This window comes from Oribacterium parvum ACB1 (assembly GCF_000238055.2).
GTDB classification, from domain to species: domain Bacteria; phylum Bacillota; class Clostridia; order Lachnospirales; family Lachnospiraceae; genus Oribacterium; species Oribacterium parvum.
In genome coordinates this window covers 1,347,766-1,374,448 of sequence record NZ_KE148312.1, presented here as the reverse complement: position 1 = coordinate 1,374,448, position 26,683 = coordinate 1,347,766, and the positions used below count along the sequence as shown (strand labels likewise).

The following is a 26,683-nucleotide window of genomic DNA, read 5'->3' as shown; positions in this document are numbered from 1 at the left end:
CTCCGGAAAATTTAATCGTAGAGTTTTAAGCCCGCTTCAACAAGGTCCCAGAACTTTTCCACGTCTATATCTATTCCTACATTTACATTTTCTTTTTTCTTCATATAACCGAAAAAGTCGCAATTCGTACGGCCATAAGACTGGGAGCTGGAAGCATCCACCGTCACATTCATCGGCTTTGTTGTAATAACAGTCGGGTCAATCAGATATGCAATGGTTATCGGGTCATGAAGAGGACCGCCTTCCCATCCGTATACTTCTTTCTGGGTTTTACAGAAAAACGTCATTAAATCCGCAAAGAGATCTGAAGCTTTATTTCCTATCTTCCGCATTCTTTCTACAATATTCGGATAGCAAAGCGCTTTTCTGGTTACGTCCAGTCCCACCATAGTAATGGGAAGCCCTGAAGAAATACATACATGCGCCGCTTCCGCATCTGCAAGAATATTAAATTCTGCGGCGGGAGTCACATTCCCGTTTGCATAAGAGCCTCCCATGAATACAATTTCCTGAATTTTATCCAAAATCTTCGGTTCCATGCGAATCGCCATTCCCAAGTTGGTCATCGGTCCCGTAGTCACCATAGTGATTTTTTCATCCGAGTTCATCAGTGTTTTTACAATATAATTCACCGCATGTTCCGCCTCAATTTTTCTTGTCAACGGATCAAACACCGGACCATCCAGTCCTGTTTCCCCATGAATGTCCCCGGCAGTAACCTTATCTCGAACCATCGGCTGTCCGCAGCCGGCATAGACCGGGATATCCAGACCTAAATGCTGTACTACACGCAAAGCATTTCTCTGTGTATTTTCCAGAGTCTGATTTCCCGCCACAACGGTAATACCGAGTAATTCCAAATTCGGATTCTTGGCGGCCAACAAAATAGCCACTGCGTCATCATGCCCCGGATCGCAATCTAAAATGATTTTTCTTTTACTCATCTTTTCTCCTTTTCTATCCATACTGAATTTATAAAATCCACTCTATACAAGGGGAATCTATATAGTGACTAAGATTCCTTACGCAATTATTTTTATAGCTTTTCTATACATAGACCTTTTTACCGCGGTCTTTATTGCAAAATATTCTAAGCTACAGAATGGGTAAGCAGGGAAGATTCCTTCTTTCTTGCAGCCTGCATCTTGATAGCCATGGAAATGGCAAGTACCGCAATGGTTACAATATACGGCATCATCAAAATAAACTGTGCCGGAATTCCATAGGCCTGCAATCTAGCTCCAACCGAGTCGGAAAATCCGAACAAAAGGCATCCCATTGCAGTCAACACCGGATTGGCACCGCCGAAATACATCGCCGCGACACCCATAAAGCCTCGACTGTTTGTCATATTCTCTACAAATTGAGTACGTATCCCAAAGACAAGTGTGCCCCTGCAAGACCTCCGATCAGCCCCGAAATCAGCATCGCCTGATATTTCACTGCATTTGCCTGAATTCCTGCAGTCTGTGCTGCCATAGGGAACTGTCCTACAGCACGAAGCCTTAATCCCCATACCGTCTTATAGAAGATAAACTGTAGGAGGAGAATGAAAACAATGACAAACCACTCTGTAAAGCGCCAGTCATTTAAGAGCGTATTTAAAAACGGTACATTTTCCAAAAAAGAAAAGTGCAATTTTGGAATGGCAACAATAGCAGGATTGGAAAAGCTGCCGCTGGTATGAAAAAATACCTGCAACATGAATTTCGTTAACGCGATTGCCAAAAGATTGATTCCCATACCGATAGCACAGATTTCCGAGTTGTACTTAATATGGCTTACCGCCATAATCATGGCAATCATAGCACCGCCAAGCATTGCAGCAAGAACTCCCAAAATCCAACTTCCCGTAAAGTAGCTGATTGCTACGGCTGTGAATGCACCAACAAGCATAATCCCTTCTGTTCCAATATTTAAAATATTGGCCTGTTGTGTGATTGCAGCACACAATGCCGCATAAATAATGGGAGTCGAGGCGCGGAAGGTTGCATATATCAGGGATAAGTTAAAGATTTTTCCTACATTTTCTGACATTATTTTTCCCCTCCTTTTTCTTTTTTCTCTACAGCTACAGTAGCGTTCATTTCTTTTTCCATTTTCCTACGTTTTCCCAGTTCAATGACAAAGTCCATGGTTGCAATAATGATAAATACCGCTGAAATGGTATCCACAATCGATTTTGGTACACTTGTAGCCTGTTGCATCGCCATTGCACCGGCTTTCAGCACTGCAAGGAAAAAGGCAAGGAAGGGAGTAAACAGCATGTTGGACTTTACAATCAGTGCCGCAAGCATTCCGTTGGTACCGAGATCTCTTGCAAAGCCGTCCAGATAATATCCGTGCACCCCCAAAACCTCTATGCATCCTGCCGTCCCGCCAAGAGCAGCGGAAAGAAGCATTGCGCCGACAAAGACCTTCTTGGAGTTGATACCGACATAATCTGCATGAGCAGGATTGGTTCCAACGGTTCTGATTTTATAGCCCCACTTCGTCTTGTAGGTCATCCAGATTACGGCAACTACAACCGCAATGGCTATAAACACGCCCATATTTGCAGAAGATGGCTTCATGATTTTCGGAATGGTCACAAGCACAGGCTTAGACTGCGGTGTCGCAACTCCTGCACTCATCGGACCACTCACCAAATAAGAGCCGATATAAAGTGCTACTGTATTCATAAGAATAGTGACACAGACCTCCGATACGTTAAAGTATGCTTTTAAAATAGCAGGAATCAGGCCCCAAAGCATGGCTACCACAATCGCCCCCGTAAAACAGGCAAGATATAGAAGGGGAACAGAAAGGAAGCCCCAATTAATTCCGATATAGGCAGCAGTAATGCCTCCCAGAATAACTTCTCCCTCCACTCCGACGTTGAACGCTCCGGCCTTTGCCGCAACAGCAAAAGCAGTTGCCGTTAAAAGTAAGGGTGTAAAGCCTGCGATTACATTTCCTCTTCCCAACTTTGTTCCCAATGCCCCTTTTAGTAATGCCAAATAGGCATCAATCGGATTCTCTCCAATAGCCAAGATAAAGACAGCTCCGATGAAAATAGCCAGAAAAAAGGTAAATAGAATCTTCAGAAAACTGTTTAATGACTTATTCATGCGCTTCTCCCTCCTTTTCCAGCTTTTTTTCAACACTGCCTCCCATCATAAGAAGCCCGAGATTATTTTCATTTGCCTCACCGGCACTTAATTCTCCTGTTATTTTTCCTTCATGTATAACGATAATTCTATCCGAGAGCGAGGTGATTTCCTCCAGCTCTGTAGAAACAAGCAAAACTCCGGCTCCATTTTTCTTGGCTTCCTCCAAGGTTTTCTGAATCGACTCAATTGCACCGATATCCACTCCTCTTGTGGGCTGCGCCGCAACAAGAAGCTTTTTATTCATGGAAACCTCTCTGGCAACAACGACTTTCTGGGCATTTCCACCGGACAAAGAGGAGGTCGGAAGCTTGTAATCGGTTGGACGTATATCAAAAAGCTTTACCATTTCCTCTGCGTGCTTATCCATGGCAGGGCTGTTCATTACCATTCCCTTCGAATAAGGTGCTTTATCTACTTCCACCGCCACAAGATTCTCTTCTATACTCATTGTTCGGTTCAATCCACGTGTATTTCTGTCCTCCGGAATATGAGCTAGCCCTACCGCTCTTACTTTCTTTGGAGAAAGGTTTGTAATTTCCTTTCCATCTAAAAAGATATGACCTTTTTCAACCGGGCGAAGCCCTGTGATTGCTTCAATCAATTCAGACTGTCCATTTCCATCAATTCCGGCAACTCCTACAATTTCTCCTTCATTCACATGTAAAGACATTCCTCTGATTTTAGAAGTTTCCTTTTGGCTGGGAACCCAAACATCCTGTACATCTAGAATTCTCTTTCCGGCTTTTTCATAAGTCTTATCAATATTTAAAAAGACTTCACGTCCAATCATCTTCTTGGTTAGATCTAGCGGAGAGGTTTCTTCCTTGGAAACAGATCCCATATAAAAGCCCTGTCGCATTACGGAAATACGGTCCGAAATCTCCATAACCTCATTTAGTTTATGAGAAATGAAAACCAGAGACTTTTGCTCTTTTTTTAGATTATTTAGAATTTCAAAAAGTTTTCTTGTCTCCTGCGGAGTCAAAACAGCGGTAGGCTCATCTAAAATGATGATATCTGCCCCTCTCATCAGCGTCTTTATAATCTCAACTCGCTGCGCTTCTCCGACAGAAATCTGACTCACTTTTTTATCGAGCTGAATTTCCATGTTGTACTGGTCAATAAAATGTTGAATCTCTTTTCTTGCTTTTTCAAAGTCAATTTGGAAACCTTTTTTTGGCTCAAAGCCCAAAATGACATTTTCGAGCACAGTCAAATCACTGACAAGCATGAACTCCTGATGAACCATGCCAATTCCATGATGAATCGCAAGCTTAGGATCCAGCTTCCCCATCAACTCACCCTTTACCACAATTTCACCGGAATCAATGGGATACATACCATAAAGCATTTTCATCATAGTTGACTTACCTGCTCCGTTTTCTCCAATCAAAGAATGAATTTCACCTTTTATCAGATTAAACTGTCCGTCTTTAACGGCATGTACTTCTCCAAAGGATTTTACGATGTTCCTCATTTCTACAACATATTCACTCATTACTCTCCCTCATTCCCTGGATAAAGAAAGGGCATGGGAAACTCTAAGAGTCCCATGCCCAAGACAAAGTTTCAGGCTTTATGCTTTAGGACCGAAACCTTCGTAATTTTCTACTACAATCTCTCCGGAGATAATCTTCTTAGCCAATTCATCACACTTATCCACAATATCCTGCGGGAACTTCTCCCCCAGTGCCTTCTTGATTTCTGCGAAATCGGTTAAGCTTACACCGCCTTCTGCCAAAGACAGATACTGTGTGGAACCACCCTTGAAACTTCCATCAACTACGGACTGGATTACCAGGTAACAAGCATTATCCACTCTCTTTACCATGGATGTTAAAATATGTCCCGGCTGATCGGCATCCTGATTTAAGTCTACGCCGATGGCATACTTATCTGCCTCTTTAGCCGCCTCAAGAATACCTGTTCCTGTTCCGGAAGCAACGTTCATCACGATATCAGCACCCTGCTCATACTGTGCAAGAGTTAACTCTTTTCCCTTTAAAGGATCTGTCCAAGAACCTGCAAATGCCTGAAGAATCTTGATGTCCGGATTGATATACTTTGCTCCCTGCTCATATCCAATGTAGAAATCATGCAGTACCGGAATATCCATTCCTCCAACCCAACCGATAACATTTGCATCATTTACATTGGGAATGTCGGTCTTCTGTGTGAACATTGCAGCCGCTGCACCTGCAAGGAAGGATCCCTGATTCTGAGCAAAGCTGATGGATTCCACATTATCAAGATCAACCGTGGTATCAATTACAGCGAATTTAACATCCGGATAATTCGGGGCATGCTCTGTAATATAATCTGCAATATTGGAAGAAGCACCAATAATTAAGTCATAACCCTCTTCACAAGCGGCAACAAGATTTGCTTCCCATTCCTGTGCAGTTGTTCCTTCAAGAGACTTTAATTCAATTCCGAAATCTTCAACCGCCTTCTTGGCACCCGCGTTACAGGAATCGTTATAAGACTTGTCACCTAAGTTTCCTGTATAAACAATACATACACGAATCCCCTTCTTCTCCGCAGCATCCGCTTTCTCACTTTCCTTTTCTTCCTTTACCTCAGTCTCCGCTTCGGTATTCTCGGCCTTGGACTGCGCTACCTCATTTGCAGACTTTCCGCATCCAAGTAGTAGTGAGCAGCTCAGTACACCCGCCAGAGCAACAGCAAGAATTTTTTTCATTCTCTTTTTCCTCCTTCGCTAAAATGAATTATCCGAATTTTCATTTTGACTTTTTGTATAGGAAACCATTTTCCTATACTTATTTTCTTATTCATAAGATATATCAATTCTGCATTTCATGTCAATACGAATATATAAAGGCTTTGATTTTCATCTATTTCACACTAAATATGTTTTTATTTTTGTGCATTTCGCTTTGTTCTATCTGTATTATCTAATCTATTTACTATTGAGAACGAATTGTTTTCGTTTTTTCTTCTATTTTTTCATTGTTCATTTTATTTATTTTGTATAGGAGTAAGCACTTCATTTCTGCACGAAGCACCTTTTCTTCCCCTCTTCCTGATTCTAAATCTTTAAATTTTGGTATATGATATCTATACTTTTAAAATCGGGAGAACACAGATGAACATAAAGGAATTATCTCAACTGGCAGGCGTTTCCGTCTCCACCGTTTCCAAAATCATGAACCACAAGGATGCCAATATCAGCACACAAACACGAGAACACGTCCTTTCTTTGGCCAAAGAATACAATTACAAGCCTTATTCCTTCGTGCGGAATCAATACCCCGAAAAATCCAGTATTTTTGGAGTTGTTTTTCGGGACTGCATCCCTGATGAACGACTTTTGAAAGGTCTTATGAATATCGCACGTTCCCGTGGTTATGGCATCACTGTATTGGAAAGTCATCTGAACCCTTCTCAGGAATTGAAAAATCTGGCACTTCTCTCTTCCAGTAATGTTGACGGAATTCTGTTTAACCCGATAAACAAAAGCTTGTCTCCCGATGTGCAGTCACAGCTTTCACAAAGCAAAAAACCTTATTTTTTGTTTAGTGCGGAAGAAGAAATGGTCGGAACCGATTTTCTTCCGGCAATGTCCTATAGAAATATGGCGGAATTTTTAACAGAAAAATTAGTGGAAGCAGGACACAGTCGAATCGCCCTTATCGCGGAGAAAGACAGTCCTATTCGTGGAGAATTTATAGAAGGCTTTAAAAACTGCTTATACAAGAACTCTCTGCCGTTTACAGAGGACTTGCTCTTCTCCAAAGACAACGATAAATTTTATCGGAACATCTCCGGCGGCAGTATTACTGCCGTGTTGAGTCTTCATTTTCAAAATTGCTTCCGTGTGTACCAGAGATTATTGAATCGGCACTTGCATATCCCGAACGATATTTCCCTGACCACTTTATGCAAGCACCAAAGCAATATCCATAACTTCTCCGAAATTTCGGCTCTCCTTATTCCTTTTGAAGCATTCGGAGAGTATTTAGGAAAATGCCTTATCGCGCAGATGGAAGCTTCCCAAGATTCAAAAAACTCCGTTTCTGCCAAGAAGAAACCATCAGCATTTTTGCCTGCATACAGCTTAAACCACAATAATTCGATTGCCGCGCCTTCCACAGCGAAGAGAAAAAAAATTGTGGTTCTTGGCAGTGTCAATATAGACTCCTATCTCTTTTTCCGGGAACTCCCAAGCCCCGGAATCGCAACCCGTACCGCACGTTCCGCTTCCTATCTGGGAGGGAAAGGTATGAACCAAGCCATTGGCGTCAGCAATTTAGGGCACAACGCATCCATTATCGGACTGGTTGGAGATGACCTTGAAGCGGATACCATTTACGAAACCGCAAAGCAGAAGGGCGTGAATACCACTTATTTAAAACGTATCCCCGGAGAAATCACGGGAAAAGGATATATCTTTTTAAACCATACGGGAGATTCCATGATTTCCATTCTTTCCGGTGCAAATGAATGTGTCAGTAGAAAAATCATCGAAGAGGCCGCTCCCGCCTTTAGCGACTGTAAAGTCTGCCTCTTAAATACGGAAATCCCGCAAGATGCCGTTTTAAAGGCCTGTCTTCTTGCACAAAAAAACAGGATTCCTGTTATCCTCAAGCCTTCTTCCATAAGGCAAATTGAGCAAAGAATCCTGTCCTTAACGGATATTTTCGTTCCTAACCTTGAAGAAGCCTTCACTCTCCTATCCCTAGATGAGCCAAGGCTTGCAGAAAAATTGCAGAAGATGCAAATAGAAGAAAAGTCGGACATCAGCCTTTTGGAAAGCTGTGCTGACTATTTCTTAAAAAGCGGAGCCGGCATGGTTATCATCACGCTTGGAAAAAGCGGTCTTTTTGCAAAAGGAAAGGGTCTCTGTGCTCTTTTCCCTGCAAAGGAAGTTAGCGCCATCGACACAACAGGTGCTGCTGATGCCTTTATCAGTGCTCTTGCTTCTTATCTTTTGTTTGATTATCCTCTTGATAAGGCAATCCGTATCGCCATTTATGCCGCAGCTTTAAGCATTACCAGAGAAGGCGTAGAGCCATCCTTGGTGGATAGAAATACCCTAGAGGCTTATATTGCAAAAGACGAGCCGGAGATATTAAAGTAAGTTAGAGACTTTCTTCACCCTTACCCGTTTATCTCCTTCCATCTGAAGCAAGCCACTTGATGTCCTTCTGCCGCACTCTCCAGTACCGGCCGAGCTTCCAGGCACTGTGCACTCCTGTATGGGCAGCGGGAAGCAAAGAGACAGCCTCTTTCCGTTCCGATAGATTCCGCCTCTCCTTCCAAAATGTCCTCCTTTTTTGCGACTTTGCTAAGTCTTGGCACAGCGGCAAGGAGCGCCTTCGTATAGGGATGCAGTGCGGATGAAAAGACCTTGTCCGTATCTCCCGTTTCTACAATTGTCCCCAAGTACATCACCCCGATGCGGTCACTGATATAGCGCACCATAGATAGGTCATGCGCTGTAAAAAGATAGCTGAGTTTTAACTCCTCCTGTAAATCTTTGAGCAGGTTCACAACCTGCGCCTGAATGGACACATCCAAAGCTGCAATCGGCTCATCGCAAAGTACCAGCTCCGGCTCCTTTACGAGGGCTCGTGCAATACCGATTCTCTGTCTTTGTCCTCCCGAAAAGGCATAAGGAGTCTTCACAAGATCCGTTTTTGCTAAAGACACCTTCTCCAGAATTTTCTCTATCTTTTCTTCCTTTTCTTTTTTCGATAAACGCTCCTCTGAGAGCGGCTCTTCCAGAATTTCCCGAACTGTCCAGTAAGGATTTAAGGAGGAATACGGGTCCTGGAAAATGATTTGCATCTTTCTTTGCATCTCCCTTATCGACTTTTCCTCCCCCATCGGAATTTCCCTGCCGTGGAAGTAGAGCTTCCCGGCTGTTCTGTCAATCATCCCCAAGAGACAACGCCCCAAGGTGGATTTCCCACAGCCGGACTCCCCGACAAGACCGAAGGTCTCCCCTTTATTTAAGCAAATATTGACATCCTTTACCGCCGCAATATTTCCTAATTTTTTTCCAAAAAAGTTTCGAATAGGAAAGTCTTTTTTTATCCCCTCTCCTCGTAATATTTCTTCTTTCATTTATTCCTCTTCCGTTTTATGACCGGCAAGCACCATATGCCTTCCATTGGATTTTCTCTTTTATAATAAATAAATGCTACGTGCCTTACTTAAACCCTGCTCTTTTGTGGCAAGCCAGGCTATCTGTCTTGCCTAGACTCCTATTTTTTTGGCAAAAAAGCTATGCCCCTTACTTAAACTCCACTTTTTGGTGGCAAGCAAAGCTATGCGTCTTACTTAAACTCTGCTCTTTCGGCAGCTCCACTTCGCAAATAGGCATCCTCTCCTTACAGCGTTCAAGAAACGGACAGCGCATGGGCTTTTCAAAAAGAGAAGGCGGATTCCCCTCTATCGGCTTTAGCCTCTCTCCCTTTTCCATTTCCATCGACGGAATCGCGGCAAGAAGCGCTTTCGTATACGGGTGTGCCGGAGTGGAGAAGATTTCTTCTACCTTACCCTTCTCCATGATTTTCCCGCCGTACATCACGAAGAGGCTTTCCGCATTTTCAAAAACAAGCGAAAGGTCATGCGTAATTAAGATAACCGCCGTGTTTCTCTCTCTTGCCTCTTCCTTTAAAAGCTTCAAAATCTGCGCCTGAATCGTAACATCAAGCGCCGTAGTAGGCTCATCCGCAATAAGAAGTGCGGGAGAACAGGACAGCGCCATGGCAATCAAGACTCTCTGCCTCATTCCGCCCGAAAATTCATGCGGATACTGCCTGTATTTTTTCTCCGCATCGGTAATCCCCACGGAAGAAAGGAGACGGATTGCCTCTTCCTTCGCCTCTTGTTTGGTCATTTTTTCTTTCCTGTTCCGAAGGATGACCTCGGAAATCTGCTCTCCAATTCTCATCAGAGGATTTAAAGCGGTCATGGGATCTTGGAAAATCATGGAGATTTCTTTTCCCCGGATGCCGTAATACTCTTTCTCCGATAAAGAAATAAGGTCTTTCCCCTTAAAGGACAGTTTCTTCGCTGTTCTTCTTGCGCCACTCGGAAGAAGACCGAGTATGGATTTCATTGCCACGGATTTTCCGCTTCCCGACTCTCCGACAATCGCTGCAAGTTCTCCCTCTTTCAGAGAAAAGCGGATACCGGAAACAGGGTAAACCGTTTTTTCCGAAAGCGGAATCTCCACACTTAAGTCCTCTACGCTAAGAAGCTCCTCTTCTTGCTCTTTATATTCTTGCACTCTATATTCTTCTACCACTCTCTTTTCTTCCACTCTATATCCTTCTTTTTTTCTGTACACTTCTTTATTTCTCTGCTCTTCGTTTTTCCTCTGTCCTTCGTTTTTTCTTTGCTCTTCGTTTTCTTCCCAATTCATCTCTTTAACCTTAGTTATATCTTTACCTTAGTTATATCTTTACCTTAGTTATATTCTTACCTTAGTCCTATCTTTACTGGATTCATAAAATGCATAGTACAAAAAACTACAGTACTACCAAATGTAAAGCAATATAGTTCATTCTTTTCCGCTTTCGTCTTGGTACCTGCTTTCTTGGTGCACGCTATCTCCCCGATTACATATCCGGCTAAGCCCCCTGTAACACAGCGGGATCCAGAGATTTCCGTAAAACCCCTCCCAGCTTATTAAAGGAAAATACGGTCAGAATAATGAGAATTCCTGGAAGGACCGCCATGTAAGGGGCTTTCTGCAAAAACTTCTGCGAGCTTTGCAATAAGCTTCCCCAGCTGGACATCGGAGCAGAAATTCCTCTTCCGAGGAAGCTAAGGGCACTTTCCACCATAATCGATGAGGCAATTGCTGCGGTAGAAGCCGTAATGGTAGTCGGAAGGATGGACGGGAAAATATGAGAGAAGAGAATTTTTCCTGAAGGAATTCCGAGGAATCTTGCATACTGTACATATTCTCTTTCTTTTAAAGACAAAACCTCCGATCGAATCAGTCTCGCGATTTCCATCCAGCTCAAAAGTCCGATAACAAAGATTAAAGAGAGAAAGCCTCTTCCAAAAATCATTCCAATGACCATAACCATAATAATCCAGGGAATGGAAGAAATCACATCTACGATACGCATAAGAATCGCGTCCACAAAGCCCCCAAAATAACCGGAAACAAGCCCCAAAACCACGCCTATGCTCATACTCATAAGCATGGATAAAAAGCCTACTAATAAGGAGACTCTTCCTCCATAAAGTACGCGTATAAAATAATCTCTCCCCACCTCATCCGTACCGAAAAAATGCGCCGGAGAAGGCGATGCGAGAGCATGGATTACATCCAATTGGTCCGGGTCAATAGGAATCCACTGAACCACTATGCTGATAAAAACTGCAAAAAGAAGATAAAAGAGAGCTAAGAGCGCAAGCTTATCCTTTTTCAATGCAGAAAAGAAATTGTTAATCCTCATACCACCGGTTCTCTTTCTTAAAAGGCAATTCGCGGATCCGCTAGTGCATAGAGAATATCCGAGAGGAGGTTCCCCAGTATCACAAGCGTTCCGGAAAAAAGCAAAACCGCCATAACAATAGGATAATCCAAAGAATCCACGGCTTTTACAAAATATAAACCGACACCCGGCCAGGCAAATACACTTTCCGTAATAACTGCACCTGTGACAAGAAGCGGCAAAGCCATACCGAGTTTTGTAAAAAGCGGTAAGAGAACATTTTTGGCAACATGATGAAAAAGTATTTCTTTCTTATTAGCACCGAACGCTTTTTGTACCAATACATAGTCCTGTCTAAGCTCCACAATCGCAGAGGAGCGGACATAACGGCATAAGTCCGGAAGAAAAACGATCACGAGAACCAGGTAGGGAAGTACGAGATGCCTAATAAAGTCCAAGAAATCCCCTTCCTTTCCTATCGTTTGCATCCCTTGCAAGGGAAAGATCTTCCACTTATATCCAAAAAAATAAATAAAGATCATCGCTATCCAAAAGCTTGGCAAAGAAAGTCCCAGCGTAGAGAAGCCGTCAATCAACTTATCCGGCCATTTTCCTTGAAAGCTTGCGCTGTATAGCCCCAGTACAATCGCAAGGATATACGCGGTAGCATAGGAAGGTAGGACCAGCTTGATGGTATTCGGAATCCGAATCAGAAGGTCCTTCGAAATGCTGGTATGATTTAAGAGCGAATTTCCGAGGTCTCCTCTAGCCACTCTCCCTAGCCAGCGAATGTATTGCACGGGAAGAGGATCTAACAGTCCCAGTTCTTCCCTCTTTTCCTCCCTCTGCGCCTCTGTCATCTTGGAACTCGCGATGGCATCCACTGCATCATAGGGTGCCAGATTCATTAAGGTGAAGCAGAGCACCGTAATAAGAAAAAGCAGAGGAATCGTTTGTATTAATCTCTTTACTATATATTTAGCCATAAAATCCTGATTTCTTTTGTAAAAAAAAACTAACTTCTTAACGAGGCATCATGTGTTTATACCGATATCCTTCTAAAACGGATATCCTCGGTCTCGGCTTAGCCACTTGTCAAGAATGAAATACCGCGCGCTCTGCGAGCGATACTCGTTATGAATTATAAAATAATGGAAATGGATAACTCCATCTCCATTATTTTATCTTCCTAAATCGAACAATCTATATTGTAATTTACTCTATTGTACTTTACTATTTTTCGATTTACTGTATTTCGATTTACTATATTTTTATTTACTATATTTTTATTTAAACTTTAGCTTGGAAAGATCACCGTAGGTATAAATCGGAACCAGCTTCGCTTCTTCCGGATCCACATTGCTCTTGGTCACGATGGTTCTCAGATTGGTACCGAGCGGATAATAGATTGCTTCTTCGGAAACCAGTCTCTGCACCTTCTTATAGATTTCCATTCTCTTCGAATCGTCTAAGGTCGCATTTCCCTCTTCAAAGAGCTTATCGATTTCCGCATTGCTAAAGCTCATGCTGTTGTCTTTCTGAGAGGAGAAAAGCATAGCGAAGGTATCCGGATCACTACCCATTACATATCCGCCGAGCACGATATCATACTCTTTATTGCCCTTTTCTCTGGACATCTTGGAATATGCAACGTCCGTGATTCCGACAAGTTCTACATCGATTCCTACCTGTTTTAATTCCGACTGGATGGCAAGCCCCTCTCTTTCGAGAACGCCATTGTTGGTAACATAGGCAAGTTTTAAGCTCTTCGCGCCGTCCTTGGTCAGTTCCTTTGCTTTCTCAAGGTCCTGATCCCATTTTTCTACATCATCCGTATAATACTTATTATCATAGGGAAGGAAAGAATATCCCAGCTCGTAGTAATCCTTATCTCCATATGCCGCAAGCATAATCTCATCACGATTTAAAGCCTTTAAAATGCCTTCTCTGTAGTTCTTATCCTTCATTGTGTCGGCATTGACATTTAAGCGAACATAGGGAACTCTTCCTTCACTGTAGTTATACAGAGTAAAGCCGTCATTTCCCTTATATTGCTCAATCATATCCGGTGTGAGAACGAGGGTGTCCCCTTCTCCGCTCTGCATAGCCAAGGTCGCGGTATCGGACTTCTCAATAATTCTGTAAATCAAGGTATCAATATAAGGTTTTCCCTTCACATAGTTGGGATTGGCCTTGAATTTCAGATACTCTCCTGTTTTATACTCTTCAAAAGTATAGGGACCGCAACCTACAACCTTATCGTCCAAAAGGGAAATATCCGCATTTTCCTTCCCTTCGAAAATATGCTTCGGGATAATGCTGATTTCGTCGGAAAGCATCTCCATGGCACTTGCGGAAACAGAGGGCAGATGGAAGAGCACGGTTCTGTCATCCTGCTTTTCCGTCGTAATGGGATCATCTCCGATATAGAGATTCTTGCTTATTTTGTTGATACTATCATAAGTAAAAACAATATCATCAGCAGTAAGAGGCTCTCCGTCACTCCACTTTAAACCGTCCTTCAGCTTCATGGTTAAAGTTAAACCGTCCTCCGACGGAGTCATGCTTTCAGCCAAGATATAATCAATTGTTCCGTCTCCATAAATATGATAAGGAGGAGCATATAAAGCATGCGTAGTCATTAAGCCGTAGCGGTCATCCGCTGTAAGCGGATTCAAAGTATTTCCCGTATCGCCGTCAATAATGTAAGTGAAGCTATCGCTTTCTGTACTTGCACTTGCAGCCTTTTCCGTCTGCCCTTCAGAAGCCTTCTCCGACTGTGCAGCTGTTCCTGTCTTCGTTTCACTACTCTCCTGTTTTGCAGCTCCGCAGGCTGTTACCGCCAAACTTAACGCCACAATAGAGAACAGTTTCATCCATTTCTTCTTCACTCTTTTTCCTCCTTTTCCCTGAAACAAAAAACAATTCCCAGTGATTATATAGGAATTGTTTTTTCATGACAATATTTGCATTGTATTTTTCCGGCAACATCAGAGAAAGGAATAGACGAGGGAATTTATAAGTATTTTGCATAGGTTCGCATCTTGTCGGTGTATAAACTGCACTAGTGAGCGGATAAGCCGGACTCACCGGGAAAGGCTTTCTTCAGCGCACAATAAGAAATCAGGAAATTGGCAAGCCAACCTATGGGCACGGCAAGCCAGACAAAGGAAATGCCGAAACGAGGTGCCATAGATAAGGCCACGGACAGGCGAATCGCAAGGTTCACCATGTTAGCAACGAGAAATGGCCGCATGATTCCAAGTCCTCGAAGAACGCCGTCAGTCGCCATTTTCACTCCCATAAAGAGGAAAAAATAGCCGAGCCATCTCATATAATCGGAAGACACCTGATAGGCGAGAACAGTTCCGTCTTTTCCGAGAAACAGCGAAGAAATCTCTGTGTGCAGGGTTTCAATAATCAGAAAGGCAAAAACGGCAAACACGATATCGAGAAGAAGTGCCGCATGATAGCCCTCTTTGATACGACGAATTTTCTTTGCACCAAGATTCTGGGAAACAAACGGTGAAACGGCATTCCCGATAGAGACAAAAATCAAAGAGAAAACATTTTCCACTCTCATCGTTGCCGAATACCCCGCCAGTGCCTGTGTGCCGAAGGGATTGACCACCGACTGTACAATCATCATCCCGACGGAAACCGTGGATTGCTGAAGCACGGAGGGAACAGCAATTCGAAGCATGGAAGACAGCTCTTTAGTATCAAAACACTGAAAACTGCTTTGATAGCGCTTTATTCGATAAAAGAATAGGAGAAGAGAGAGTACGGCGGAAACGCCTTGTGCGATAAGCGTCGCAAGGGCTGCGCCAAACACGCCGAGGCCAAGCGTTCTTACCATCCAAAGATCCAGAAAAATATTTAAGATGGAGGAAAAAATCAAAAGTCCAAGCGGAATTTTGGATTCTCCGACAGACGTGAACATGGTGGAGAGAATATTGTACATAAAAAGGAACGGAAAGCCGATAAAATAGACTCTGAGATACAGCACCGAGGTCCTAAGAATATCGGAAGGCGTTTGCAAAGCTTCCATCATCGCGTAGGAAAAAGAAAAACCGAAGACGGAAAGAAGTAGACTTAGAACAAGAAAGCTAAGCAAAGAGGTTGACACAACCGTTTTCATTTTCCCATACTCTTTGGCCCCAAAATAGCGGCTGACAAGAACGCCGGCTCCGACACCGGCACCAAGCGCCACACAAATGAAAACATTGGTCAGCGCTGCACAGGCACCGACAGCGGCAAGTGCGGAAGACCCGACAAAGCGACCAACGATAATGGAATCCGCCATGTTATAAACCTGCTGAAAGAAACTGCCCAAAATCATCGGCATGGCAAAAATCGTCAATGCTTTCAGCGGTCTATCCGTAATTAAATACTCATCCTTTGCCATAAGCCTTTTCCTCAACAACGTTCCAACATCAAAGATGATTCTATTCTGTTTTCTGTAAACTGTTATCCATTCCTCTTAGTGATCATTTGAGCCACGGTCTATGTATCAAAAACCTTTCCAAGCTCATCTCAGTAAATCAGACAAACAGTATTCTCCTTTGGGAATATTTACTGTTCTACGATACTCTTTTATGGCTTTCACTAAGAGCTGTGGGTTACTGAAATACTGCTTCACAAAATCATACGACTTCACATCATGCATCCGAAGATTTGACTTGCAAAATTCGCTTGGTTTTTTTCCGGAAAGCTTAAATTGATCATATGCTTCTTCCGTATGAATAATCAACATTTCAATTTCTGGAGCAGTAATGACATTTACCACGTCAATTTTCTGCTCATATGCATTACTCAATCGAAATCCCTCTCTACGAGAATCCAAAATCCGTATCACAGAAATCCGCTCATCAAATCCCTTCCGTAAGTATCGCTCCTCAAATCGCTTAGCGCTTCTGCAACGGATAACACATTCTTCCAGCATTTCTTCTCTTTTGAAAATCAGAAGATCATTATCAACCAATATGTCGATAATAGCTCCTTCTGCAGAGCCTTCACATATACACGCCTTATACTTTGCTAATTCCATTCTGCCTCCTCCTTAATGGATAGAAGCGGCTAGGCTTTTCTTCAAGCGGATATACGCTTCATATGCCGGCGTTGTTCCCTCAAGGAAGCCACTCTGGTAGGCATCACTCTTTTTAATATCATTACGCTTCAATATATAGCTCAAATTTTCTGCTATAATACCATTACGGTTTCTTACAATGCAAATCCCATCGTTTCGGTCATATTCATCCAGCAGTTCCGGATAATGCGTGGTGAAAATAAGCGTTCCGCCGTCTTTGTTTAGTCTACTATCCATAAAGAAGCGCATTAAGGTCGTTACAATTTCCTTGTTGAAATGATTCTCTATTTCATCTACCAGAAGATAACCTCCTGAACGAAGAACTTCCTTTACCATCGAGAATGTAATAATACCCTTAATCGTACCGGAGGATAGATACTGCTCAAGGTCTGCCGCATTATTCAGGATAATCTCTTCTTCATCCTTAAACTTCAAGTGGATAAATGTTTTTCCCTCTGTCTTCTCAAAGCATAATTTTTCAATAGTCGAGTCGAGAAATGCAATTACCTCCAACGGAATATCTTCGGTAAATGGAAGCACATTCACATTCGTATAGGAAAGCAAGCTGAATATTTCCACTGAGTCATTCGCTTTTTTATTATGTGCAATGATAAAGCTGACATCATCAGAAAGGTATGCTTCATCGCTATTGCGCTGTTCTACCGGCTTCATTCCTGTAAAATCAGTCAGATACTTTTTCGACCTAATGGTTGCAATCGGCTTTTCCCAAAGGCTTTCAGACAGAATCGTATACACACATTCCTCTGTTTTCGCTTTTTTGGCTACAATTACAGTTTCCAAACAGCAGATATAACTGCGTTTATCATAAAAATAGGTGCGGATTGTAGCTTTCTTTGTTCCGCCAAGAATGCTTTTTGCCTCCACATGATTGATGGGCTCATTTTTCACAATATTCATTGCCAAACTAATGACCTTTAACACCGATGTTTTGCCTGATGCGTTAATTCCAATGAAAGCACAGGCAGAGTGAAGATAGTAGTTATCCGTCAAACGGTAAAGGCTATCTTTGTCTTCTTCGCAAACACGTTGCTGCGCATAAAAGCAAATATCCAAGTTTTCTTTGAATAACGGAAGTCCTTGTGCGGTGATACGGAGTATTTTCATAGGTGGCTCTCCTCTAAAAACAGTTTTCCCTCTTTTATTTTCTTGTAATCTTATTATGCGCCGAAAATAATAAAATATCAACATGCTTTACGTTTTTATTTTCTAATCTGTTATTGCCCCCACAAAAAGTCATACGCTGTTCTTGGTTGCTGAAGTTTTTTCAACGACAACAAATTTCTGAATCCTCTTGAAATATGCAAATTTCATATAAAAATAATTGTTGTCTTTCCTTATCTCTTACTAAACTGTACGAGCGTGAAGGGAATATGCCCTTTGGCATATTCCCAGCGAGTAACGGTCTGCTTTTAGCAGACCGTTCCGTAGGGCGAAAGGAGATAAGAAACGAAAGTCAGTTGAAAAAAGCAAAAAGAAAAGGTCCCCCGTATACACAGGGAACCCATAGAATATGAATTCGTTTCTTATCTCTTGGAGAACTGTACGAGCGGATAAGCAAGATGCCCTTTGGCATCTTGCTAGCGAGTAACTGTGAGCCTTTACGGCGAACAGTTCCGCAGTTTAGAGGGATAAGAAAAGACTCCCCAGTTGCATGAGGAGTCCCATATACTTGATATGTCTTTTCTTATCTCTTACTAAACTGTACGAGCGTAAAGAGAATATTCCCTTTGGCATATTCTCAGCGAGTAACGATCTGCTTTTAGCAGACCGTTCCGCAGGGCGAAAGGAGATAAGAAACGAAAGTCAGTTGAAAAAAGCAAAAAGAAAAGGTCCCCCGTATACACAGGGAACCCATAGAATATGAATTCGTTTCTTATCTCTTGGAGAACTGTACGAGCGTAAAGGGAATATGCCCTTTGGCATATTCCCAGCGAGTAATTGTGGGCCTTTACGGCAAACCGTTCCGCAGTTTAGAGGGATAAGAAAAGACTCCCCAATTTCTTGAGGAGTCCCATATACTTGATATGTCTTTTCTTATCTCTTACTAAACTGCGGAGCACGACGTGCAGCCTTTAATCCGTACTTCTTTCTCTCCTTCATACGAGAGTCTCTTGTAAGGAATCCTGCTCTCTTTAAAACCGGTCTGAAGTCGCTGTCCATCTCGCAAAGTGCACGAGAAAGACCGTGACGGATAGCGCCGGCCTGACCTGTGGTACCGCCACCACATACATTGACAAGTACATCAATCTTGCCTTCGTTCTGTGTAGCCACAAGCGGCTGACGAACGATGGTCTTCAAAGTCTCCAAACCGAAATACTCATCAATGGAACGCTTATTTACGGTAATCTTACCTGTACCCGGCATGATATACACTCTTGCTACAGAGCTTTTTCTTCTACCGGTGCCGTAGTTTCTATTTGTAGCCATTCTCTATTCCTCCCTTAGATTGATAATGCAACTGGTTGCTGTGCCTGGTGCTTGTGCTCCGGGCCTGCATACACGAAAAGTTTCTTGTACATCTGTCTACCTAAAGGTCCCTTGGGAAGCATTCCCTTTACTGCAAGTTCAATAACCTGCTCAGGCTTGTTGGCTCTCATATCTCTTAAAGAAGTTTCCTTCATGGAACCGACATAACGAGAATGGGTGCGATACAGCTTCTGCTCCAGCTTCTTTCCTGTTACCTGAATCTTCTCTGCATTCACTACGATTACATAGTCACCACAGTCTAAGAACGGTGTGAAAGTCGGCTTTCTCTTTCCGCGAAGAACGGATGCTACTTCCGATGCAAGACGTCCGAGTGTCTTCCCCTCTGCATCTACCACGAACCACTTTCTTTCGATAGTAGAAGCCTTTGCTACGTAAGAATTCATAACAACCTCCTATGTGTAGGCTACTTACTCTGGTCCAGTCAGGGACTGATTTCAGTATTTAATGTAGCCCGGGCCTAAGGCCCTGCTTTAAGTAATCACAGAACCGGTAAAACGTATAAAAGAGCATAATTTACCTGTCCCATTGCAAAAATGCTTTGTAATTTTACTCCTTTTTTTATCTTATGTCAAATGAATTTGTATAATAACACATCCTGCAATTTATATAATATCGCATCCTACAATACAGAAAAAAACTCTATCCTATATCCGGATTTCCATACACATAAAAAATTCACCCTATACCAAGGTGAATTTTTTACACTGTGCTAAAAATAACAGTTCTGTCGGAATTCATTTCCCAAAGGATATTTGTCCCTCGAAAAGAGAGGCTATTTCTCTTCATGCTTTTCTTTCGGGAACATCCAGGAATGAACCTTCATACTTTTACCGCCCACCATCACGGTTTCTTCCTTTGCACTGCTAAAGCTTTCTCTTCCCGATTCCGCCTTTGGCTTTCCGGCAAATGCAAATTCCACTTTTCGAATACCCGGTCCTTCTGAATGCTTGTCTTCACCCGAGATTCCTCCGGGAAAGCCGAATTCCACTTCACGGATTCCCTGTCCATGTGGATTTTTCTCTGCTTCAAGTCGTCTTCCTCCCGGAAGATTGAAATCCACTTCGCGAATGCCTTGCCCTACTGCTTTGGCTTCACCGGATTGTTTTCCTCCCGGAAGATTAAATTCAACATCCCGAACACCATGTCCTGCTGCCTTTACTTCGCCGGATTGTTTTCCTCCGGGAAAGCCGAACTCGACATCACGGATTCCTTGGCCAGCAGCAGCTCTATTTGCTGTAGTCCTATTTCCTTCCGGAAAATCAAATCCCACTTCACGAATAGTTTGTTCGCCAGGATTTTTAGCTACTCTTGTCCTATTTTCACCCGGAAAATCAAATCCCACTTCGCGAACAGTTTGTTCACCATGATTTTTACTCGCTCCGGACTGCCTTCCTCCCGGAAGATTGAACTCGACTTCACGGACGCCTTGTCCTGCTGGCTGATTTTGCTTACCTTGCGCATCTCTGGCCAGTTCCGCCTCAATGCTTTTAATCATGTCGTCTGTAATCTCTGTTGGATCGGTCGGCTCTTCCGTCTTTTTTATCTCTTCCGCTTCCTTTCCGACATGCGGCTTTGTATCTTCCACATCCAGTCCGCTTCCTTCCAAGATTTGTCTGTATCGAGCCTCAATCAGTCTGATATTTTCCTGAATTTCTTCTTCACTTAAGCCGGAAGCAGAATCCTGATCCAAAAACGAACTAAGGGCCCCCACCGCCTTATCCTCATCCTCCGCACTGAGTTTTCCGAAAATGGCGGAAGAGGGGTCATCCGTATGCTCTTTTTTGGGGATAGAATCCCAAACACCGGACTGCTCCGGAGCCGCCTCCCGATTTACGAAGGGGTCAGGCTCTGTATCCATCTCTCTGGGTAAGCCCTGCGCATAGGATTTCTGTATTTCTTCTTCAGACAACGCATTCTCTTTTTCGTTCCTTTTTAAAAACGACGCCGAAGTCGACGAAGAGCTCGAGGTAGAAGACGGAGTCGATAATGCACCGGATTGAGATGCCGCCTTAAAATCCCAAAGATTTAAGTCGGTCTCTTTCCCCTCATTCGCCTCTTCCTCTTCATTGATCTCTTCAGACAGGAAACTGTAGTCTTTATTTAAGGGAAGCTCTTCCGCCTCGGTATCTCCTGCGACTCCCTCCTCCAAAGCTCCGGTTCTTCCTTTATAGAATGCCTTCTTCTTTCCGTCCGTTCTAAACGGATCATCCGAATAGCCTATGTCTTCTGTAGAGGAAATGCTTCTGATTCTACGATACTTTGCAACTTCACTGGAATCCGTCCTGTCATTCATCTCAGGAACTTCTTCCGGCACTTCATTTTTCGTACGAATCATAATCCAGATCAGCTTTATATCTCTTCTTATCCAACAAAACGGGAGTAAGAAAATCATTTTCTCAAGTACGGGATAGAGGCTCGTCATATAGTTTTTATCCGGGAACAGCCATCTGATTTGTCTTCCCAACGCTTTAAAGCGGTTCTTCCACTTATCCTTCCACTTTCTCCATTTTTCTACCCGCTCCTCCTGGTCTTCCACATTGCGAATCTCTTTTCTTAACTTTATGGCCTCGGAAATACTGTCTCTTCCTACCATTCCGTTCGAGAGTATGCGGCTTTCCATATCATCATAAAGGCTGATGTCTTCTTTCGGATAGGGAAATAAAGAGTTATTCCGGCTACTGAACCACATATCCGCCATGTGCAGCAGAGTCTGTGACAAAAGACCGATGTTCAGCTCCTTGATTCTCGCATCCAGAAAACGACGGTTCATGTCCTTGTTGAATAATTTGTAGAACAGATAGAGATCCAAAAGCTCCCTGACTCGCAAACTGTCGCTGCAAAAATGATAGGATGCCTCTGCAATACGGAAAAGATAACTGCTCTCTAAGGACAGGACCTTCAAAGCAGGATTTTGCTTGTCAGGATAGGCCCTGTTTAAAATGCCCTTCATGCAATTCTTATAGGTCTTCGTCAGATAGGGGAGGGTATGATATAGTTCAACACGAAATCCGGCAACCCGTCTCATGCTTTCTCCAAAGCCCTTATACTGTTCATCCGTGATATACCCAAGATCCACAAGATAACCCTTTGCAAGATAATAGCTTTCTTCCGGAATATAGACTCTCAGCGGAGAATTTGCCGCAGTTTCCGGTAACTGATAGAGACGTCGAACAGCGGCACTTTCCAGAATGATTGCAGGGACTTTGAAGGCCTGAAACACGGATAATATTTCCAACTCCGAAGCCTCATAAATCTCTCCGTAATGCACCGCCTCCTGATACCTTTGAAAAAAACGCTCGCCAAAAAGGGCAGGAACCCTTGCCCCCACCGAAAGCATACCAAGATATACTGCGGAAGTGATTTCATGATACTCGGCAATACGATACAGTCTCGCCCAATTCATATTCCGCATCACAGGAAAAGATTCATCCTGTCGTAAGGTTCCCCCCACCAGGTTCAGCAAAAACTTGCCTTCATACACACTTCGATTCATTGCTTTCCTTTCTTAGCACTCTTAAAATCGAAATTTGTTTATGCCAGTATTTTATCAGCAAGATAGTCTTTCGAGCGATTGGCCCGAAAAAGCATCAGCTTATTTTTCTTCTTTACCTCTTCCAAAACTTCTCCGACTTTCAGGTATAACTCCGCAACCTGTTTTTCCGGATACTTTAAGGAAGATCTTTCCTTTTCCCCTATACCGGTTATCTTTTGGTAAATTTTCGCCTCCGGTTCGCTTACTTCCACCATCTCGCGAACTTCCATTTCATTCTGTTCCAAGTTATGGATACACTCTTCTCTCATATCCAAAAGAAGATCCATACTTACATTATCCTGCCTCTCGGAAGACACAAGAAGCTCATCCGTTATCCTGTTTAATTCATTCGTTATATTATATCTTTTCTGATATAGACTGGCAAGCCTTTCCATGTCCATCTATTTCTCCCCCATTACAGAAAAGTAGCTGTAAAAAAATCAAAGTTGGCACTTTTAATTTTTTACAGCCCCCTTTCCAATTCTTACAAGCAGCCCGTATCTATTCCGACTATCCTACCACCTTAGCTTCTTCAGGCATATGGACATCCGTAACCTTTTGAGAAGCACCATAGAAACCTTCTCGAAGATCATTAAGGATATCTGCAAGCTTAGGAAGCTCTTCCTGCCTTCTTTCTCTTCCCGCCTTTACCAAACCTATATCAAAGGTAATAAAGTCGTATAATTCCATTAAATCGCGGCTGATTTCCTGTTTCATATCCAGTGTTTTTCGTAAGTAATGAATGATTTTATTGCACTTGTCCAATAATTCATCAAACTTATTATAGTTCTTCTCTCCCAAGGCAAGATCCGCCTGCTTTAAACACTTGATTGCCTCATCAAAGGTCAATATCAAAAGTTCTCCTTGACTCATTTGCATAATACTTTGCTCCTTATACTTTTTTTGATACTCGTTCATGACTTCTCCTGTGTTTAGAAAATAGCTGATTACATACTGGAATTGGACTCTTTTATACATCTGATAAAAGAAAATTCTTTCCGATACACATCCTCTCGGTATTGAATCCTTATTTCATCTCTTAAAGTATTTCGTCAGGTATTCCGTTTTTATAAAGGATTTTTTTAAAAAAGTTCTTACTATAAAGAAAAGAGGATGTGACAATTCTCTTCACATCCTCTTTCCTTCCTTATGAGTGCATGCAACTTGTTAAGATAAAACTAATTATTCAATCCGCTCAGATAGGAGGCCTGAGCGTTCATCTTGCTGATTAACTGCTCTAACTGCGAGAACTGCTTGATATATCGATCTTGTTCGGTGCTGAGCAGCGCTTTGATTTTTTCAATCTTCTCCGCATTCTCCTTTAGCTTTTCATGCATGACGGAAGAGAGATTCGTATAAGACATCCTGTTGGAACCGGCTTGCTTAATTAATTCTCCGTAAGATCCTCCATTTTTACTTGAAAAGCGGGTTGCATACGGTGTTACCGTCTCTTCCACGATTTTCACCAATCCTTTTGAACCATGGTATCCGGTCATCATCTTCTCAATCTTTTCCGGATGCGTCTCCATGGCTTTCTTAAACTTTTCTTCATCAAAAACCAACTTTCCGCCATCCTGGAAATCCGATGACATGGTAATGCCCGCTTCTTCCATATCTGTATAGCTAAGCCCGGCCTTCTCCAAGTCTCCCATCATCTTCGTCATCACGGAACTTAAGGACATACTATAGTTTCTGATAGAGCTTTCTCCGTATAGAACTCCCTGCTTTGCCTTCTTCTCCCAGTTTTCAATCGAAGTTTCACTCATCTGCTTCTTTTGTTCTTCGGTAAGAGGATCGACCCCTTTTTCTCTTCGCGTTCTTACGGCACTATTAACTTCGCTCACCAGTTCATTGTATTTTTCTATGAATTTCTTCATATTGGTAGCAGCTTTTTCAACATTGGCCTTCGAACTGAAGCTTACTGTTTTGGAGCTATCATAGTTATAGCTTCCATCCGGCCTTGTTACCGGATTTCCGCTAGGATCAAATTCCACACCGAATTTTCCGCTTGCCGTGATTTCCAAGCCGTCAATGTTAAAGGTATTGGAAGAAGAATGTGCAATTTCATTGATTCCGTTTCCATAATTATAAACGAGCTCCGCATCTTCTCCATGATTAATCTGACCGCCTCCCGATGCCGTTACCCCAAAAATCTTTGCGGCAACATTGTTCGGATCCGAAGCATTCCCTAAATCAATCGTCCTTCCGCTTCCGGTCTCGCTGCTTACCAGCACAAAACGTCCGGATCCTTCCATATAGCTTGCTCTTACTCCGACCTCGGCATCATTAATCTTCCGCAGCATCTCCGATACCGTCATATCAGAACTAAGTCCCTTTACTTCCTTCCCGTTAATCTTCAAGTGTGAGAGGGCGGTATTCAAAGCAGCCTTATTTCCGCTAAAGGAACCAAGTCCCAGTTTATCGAGGTTACTCATAATCGAGCTGGATACGGAGACTCTGTTGGAGCTTCCTTCCTGAATCCCCAGATTATCTCTTTCGATTTTATCGGCAGCATTTACGGTAACCGTGTCTTTTCCGTTCACACTGTTCAAGGTAAGATGATCCGTGTCTCTATCTACCCTGATTTTTCCGTTTCCGAAAGCATGGTCTATATTCTCCTGCATCGCCGCCTTTACTGCATTGAGTCTTGTACTCGGATCGGTCGATGCCGTTTTAATCTGGTTAAGCTGTTGCTCTGTAAGGATGCTTACATCCTTTCTTGTTGCTCCAAAACTTATGCTGATCTTTTTATCCGCAAGGTAATCCAAATAATCCGTTTCTTTTAAGGATTTCTGCGTAAATTTATGAGCCGCTGCCGTCCCGGCATTAAAATGATTCAATCCTAAACCATAAGCAGCCGAGCCGCTGCCGGTCGATGTTGCTCCCGGATGCCCTGCTTCATATCCCAACGCTTCCAGTGCGCTCGATTCAGTCTTAATGACATAATTCGAGCTTCCTTCAATGCTGATAAAGTCATTTCCCGGAGTTGCTCCCGGATTATACTTAAACTTCAGGTCCTGGTGCTCTCCAAGCTTTACTCCTGCCTGCTTTGCCGCCTTATTCAGATCCTCTACCAGCTTCTGCTTGTCTCCGGTATAGTCGATTTCCACAGTCTTGCCATTTTCGTCCGTATACGACGCAGGGAAAGTAAATCGGGTTTTCTCCGTAAAGGCACCTGTTGTATCATAGTTTCCAAACTGAAGAGAGGTTCCCTTTAAATTACTGATCTTCGCTTTTTTTGCTCCCGACATTGCATTTAGAGAGATTCCCGTCTTAATCGCGGTAACCGAGCCCTTCACATCAGAAACAACGGACTCTGCCGTTGCAAGCTTCGTCACTGCAGCAATCTTTAGATTTTTACTCATCTCCGACGCACCGCGTGCAGTGATGAATTTTGTGGCAGAGCTATCTCCTCTTGCATCCACCATATTGGTCGAATACAATTCGGAATTCTTCAGGGAATAGCGCGAAGAATACGAAAGAAAATCATCCTGCAAATCCAGCGTCTTATCGGAAAGACTTCTGAAGGCATCTCTCTTCCACTCGATTCTTGTACTCTCCTGTCTTGCTTTGGTAAGCTTTGCCTGCGTTCCTTTTGTCATCTGTTCAATTAAAGCATCCCTATCCAAACCGGAAGACATCCCTCCAAAACCACGTAAAGAGGTATTTCCTATTCCGGAGCTTCCCTGGGTTGCACCCATTGTTAAACTTCCCATGATTCATCCTTCCTCTCTTAAAAAGCCGGTCCTCTATACCGGACACGGTTTCCTGATTTAAACGAGAAAAGTAGGTGTTCCTCGCTTACGGTTTAGCAAGACTTTTAACGTAAGAAAACTTCTCACCGGTATGCCCTTTCAAAAGCCCCAAGAAGCCCGGACTCCCTTCCAGGACATTCTTTCTGCTAACTTCTCACGACATTATCGGCAAAAGCGTAAAAGAATATAAGGAAAGAAAAAAAAGAGAAGCCACAGATTCTGTA

At 43.0% G+C, this 26,683-nt stretch carries 19 protein-coding genes and 1 pseudogene; 1 reads left to right on the top strand and 19 read right to left on the bottom strand.

Annotated features, from left to right (window positions below):
- Positions 1–11: 11 nt before the first annotated feature.
- The 5 genes and pseudogenes from HMPREF9625_RS06180 to HMPREF9625_RS06160 all read right to left on the bottom strand — a co-directional run bounded on the left by HMPREF9625_RS06180 (position 12) and on the right by HMPREF9625_RS06160 (position 5,853).
- On the bottom strand, positions 12–944 hold the full coding sequence (locus HMPREF9625_RS06180) for a nucleoside hydrolase (protein ID WP_009534773.1): 933 nt from the start codon (positions 942–944) through the stop codon (positions 12–14).
- Positions 945–1,090: 146 nt separating this feature from the next.
- Positions 1,091–2,037 (bottom strand): annotated as a pseudogene (locus HMPREF9625_RS06175) (ABC transporter permease).
- On the bottom strand, positions 2,037–3,110 hold the full coding sequence (locus tag HMPREF9625_RS06170; RefSeq protein ID WP_009534776.1) for an ABC transporter permease: 1,074 nt from the start codon (positions 3,108–3,110) through the stop codon (positions 2,037–2,039). Before HMPREF9625_RS06170 ends, HMPREF9625_RS06175 begins: the two are co-directional and overlap by 1 nt.
- Positions 3,103–4,650, bottom strand: a complete 1,548-nt coding sequence (locus HMPREF9625_RS06165; protein ID WP_009534777.1) for an ABC transporter ATP-binding protein — start codon at positions 4,648–4,650, stop codon at positions 3,103–3,105. Before HMPREF9625_RS06165 ends, HMPREF9625_RS06170 begins: the two co-directional genes overlap by 8 nt.
- Positions 4,651–4,728: 78 nt before the next feature.
- On the bottom strand, positions 4,729–5,853 hold the full coding sequence (locus HMPREF9625_RS06160; RefSeq protein WP_009534778.1) for a BMP family lipoprotein: 1,125 nt from the start codon (positions 5,851–5,853) through the stop codon (positions 4,729–4,731).
- Positions 5,854–6,258: 405 nt separating this feature from the next.
- Here HMPREF9625_RS06160 and HMPREF9625_RS06155 point away from each other — a divergent pair, with 405 nt between their 5' ends.
- On the top strand, positions 6,259–8,253 hold the full coding sequence (locus tag HMPREF9625_RS06155; RefSeq protein ID WP_009534779.1) for a PfkB family carbohydrate kinase: 1,995 nt from the start codon (positions 6,259–6,261) through the stop codon (positions 8,251–8,253).
- Between the two features lie 20 nt (positions 8,254–8,273).
- On the opposite strand, the gene HMPREF9625_RS06150 is transcribed toward HMPREF9625_RS06155, so the two are convergent.
- From HMPREF9625_RS06150 to fliD, 14 genes are all read right to left on the bottom strand, one after another.
- A complete protein-coding gene (locus tag HMPREF9625_RS06150) occupies positions 8,274–9,242 on the bottom strand; it encodes an ABC transporter ATP-binding protein (protein WP_009534780.1) in 969 nt (322 codons plus the stop codon).
- Positions 9,243–9,411: 169 nt separating this feature from the next.
- Positions 9,412–10,548 (bottom strand): ABC transporter ATP-binding protein, encoded by a 1,137-nt coding sequence (locus HMPREF9625_RS06145; protein ID WP_009534781.1) that lies wholly within the window; start codon positions 10,546–10,548, stop codon positions 9,412–9,414.
- A 208-nt stretch (positions 10,549–10,756) separates the two neighbouring features.
- Positions 10,757–11,596 carry an ABC transporter permease gene (locus HMPREF9625_RS06140; protein WP_009534782.1) on the bottom strand — a complete coding sequence of 280 codons (840 nt, stop codon included), beginning with the start codon at positions 11,594–11,596 and terminating at the stop codon, positions 10,757–10,759.
- A 17-nt stretch (positions 11,597–11,613) separates the two neighbouring features.
- A complete protein-coding gene (locus HMPREF9625_RS06135; RefSeq protein WP_009534783.1) occupies positions 11,614–12,561 on the bottom strand; it encodes an ABC transporter permease in 948 nt (315 codons plus the stop codon).
- Between the two features lie 300 nt (positions 12,562–12,861).
- Positions 12,862–14,466 carry an ABC transporter substrate-binding protein gene (locus tag HMPREF9625_RS06130; RefSeq protein WP_009534784.1) on the bottom strand — a complete coding sequence of 535 codons (1,605 nt, stop codon included), beginning with the start codon at positions 14,464–14,466 and terminating at the stop codon, positions 12,862–12,864.
- Positions 14,467–14,639: 173 nt separating this feature from the next.
- Complete coding sequence (locus HMPREF9625_RS06125; protein WP_009534785.1) at positions 14,640–15,983, bottom strand: MATE family efflux transporter; 1,344 nt, start codon at positions 15,981–15,983, stop codon at positions 14,640–14,642.
- 123 nt (positions 15,984–16,106) lie between these two features.
- Positions 16,107–16,625 (bottom strand): hypothetical protein, encoded by a 519-nt coding sequence (locus HMPREF9625_RS06120; protein ID WP_009534786.1) that lies wholly within the window; start codon positions 16,623–16,625, stop codon positions 16,107–16,109.
- A 12-nt stretch (positions 16,626–16,637) separates the two neighbouring features.
- A complete protein-coding gene (locus tag HMPREF9625_RS06115) occupies positions 16,638–17,789 on the bottom strand; it encodes an AAA family ATPase (protein ID WP_009534787.1) in 1,152 nt (383 codons plus the stop codon).
- Positions 17,790–18,719: 930 nt separating this feature from the next.
- Complete coding sequence (gene rpsI / locus HMPREF9625_RS06105; protein WP_009428996.1) at positions 18,720–19,112, bottom strand: 30S ribosomal protein S9; 393 nt, start codon at positions 19,110–19,112, stop codon at positions 18,720–18,722.
- A gap of 14 nt (positions 19,113–19,126) precedes the next feature.
- The gene (rplM, locus tag HMPREF9625_RS06100; RefSeq protein ID WP_009429680.1) at positions 19,127–19,555 is read right to left on the bottom strand and encodes a 50S ribosomal protein L13; all 429 of its coding nucleotides are present in this window, start codon (positions 19,553–19,555) and stop codon (positions 19,127–19,129) included.
- Between the two features lie 389 nt (positions 19,556–19,944).
- The gene (locus HMPREF9625_RS06095; RefSeq protein ID WP_009534788.1) at positions 19,945–22,665 is read right to left on the bottom strand and encodes a nucleotidyltransferase family protein; all 2,721 of its coding nucleotides are present in this window, start codon (positions 22,663–22,665) and stop codon (positions 19,945–19,947) included.
- Between the two features lie 38 nt (positions 22,666–22,703).
- Positions 22,704–23,105: a hypothetical protein gene (locus HMPREF9625_RS06090; protein WP_009534789.1), complete on the bottom strand. Its 402-nt coding sequence runs from the start codon at positions 23,103–23,105 to the stop codon at positions 22,704–22,706.
- 109 nt (positions 23,106–23,214) lie between these two features.
- The gene (locus HMPREF9625_RS06085) at positions 23,215–23,622 is read right to left on the bottom strand and encodes a flagellar export chaperone FliS (RefSeq protein ID WP_009534790.1); all 408 of its coding nucleotides are present in this window, start codon (positions 23,620–23,622) and stop codon (positions 23,215–23,217) included.
- 260 nt (positions 23,623–23,882) lie between these two features.
- Positions 23,883–26,420, bottom strand: a complete 2,538-nt coding sequence (gene fliD, locus HMPREF9625_RS06080) for a flagellar filament capping protein FliD (RefSeq protein ID WP_009534791.1) — start codon at positions 26,418–26,420, stop codon at positions 23,883–23,885.
- Positions 26,421–26,683 lie beyond the last annotated feature (263 nt).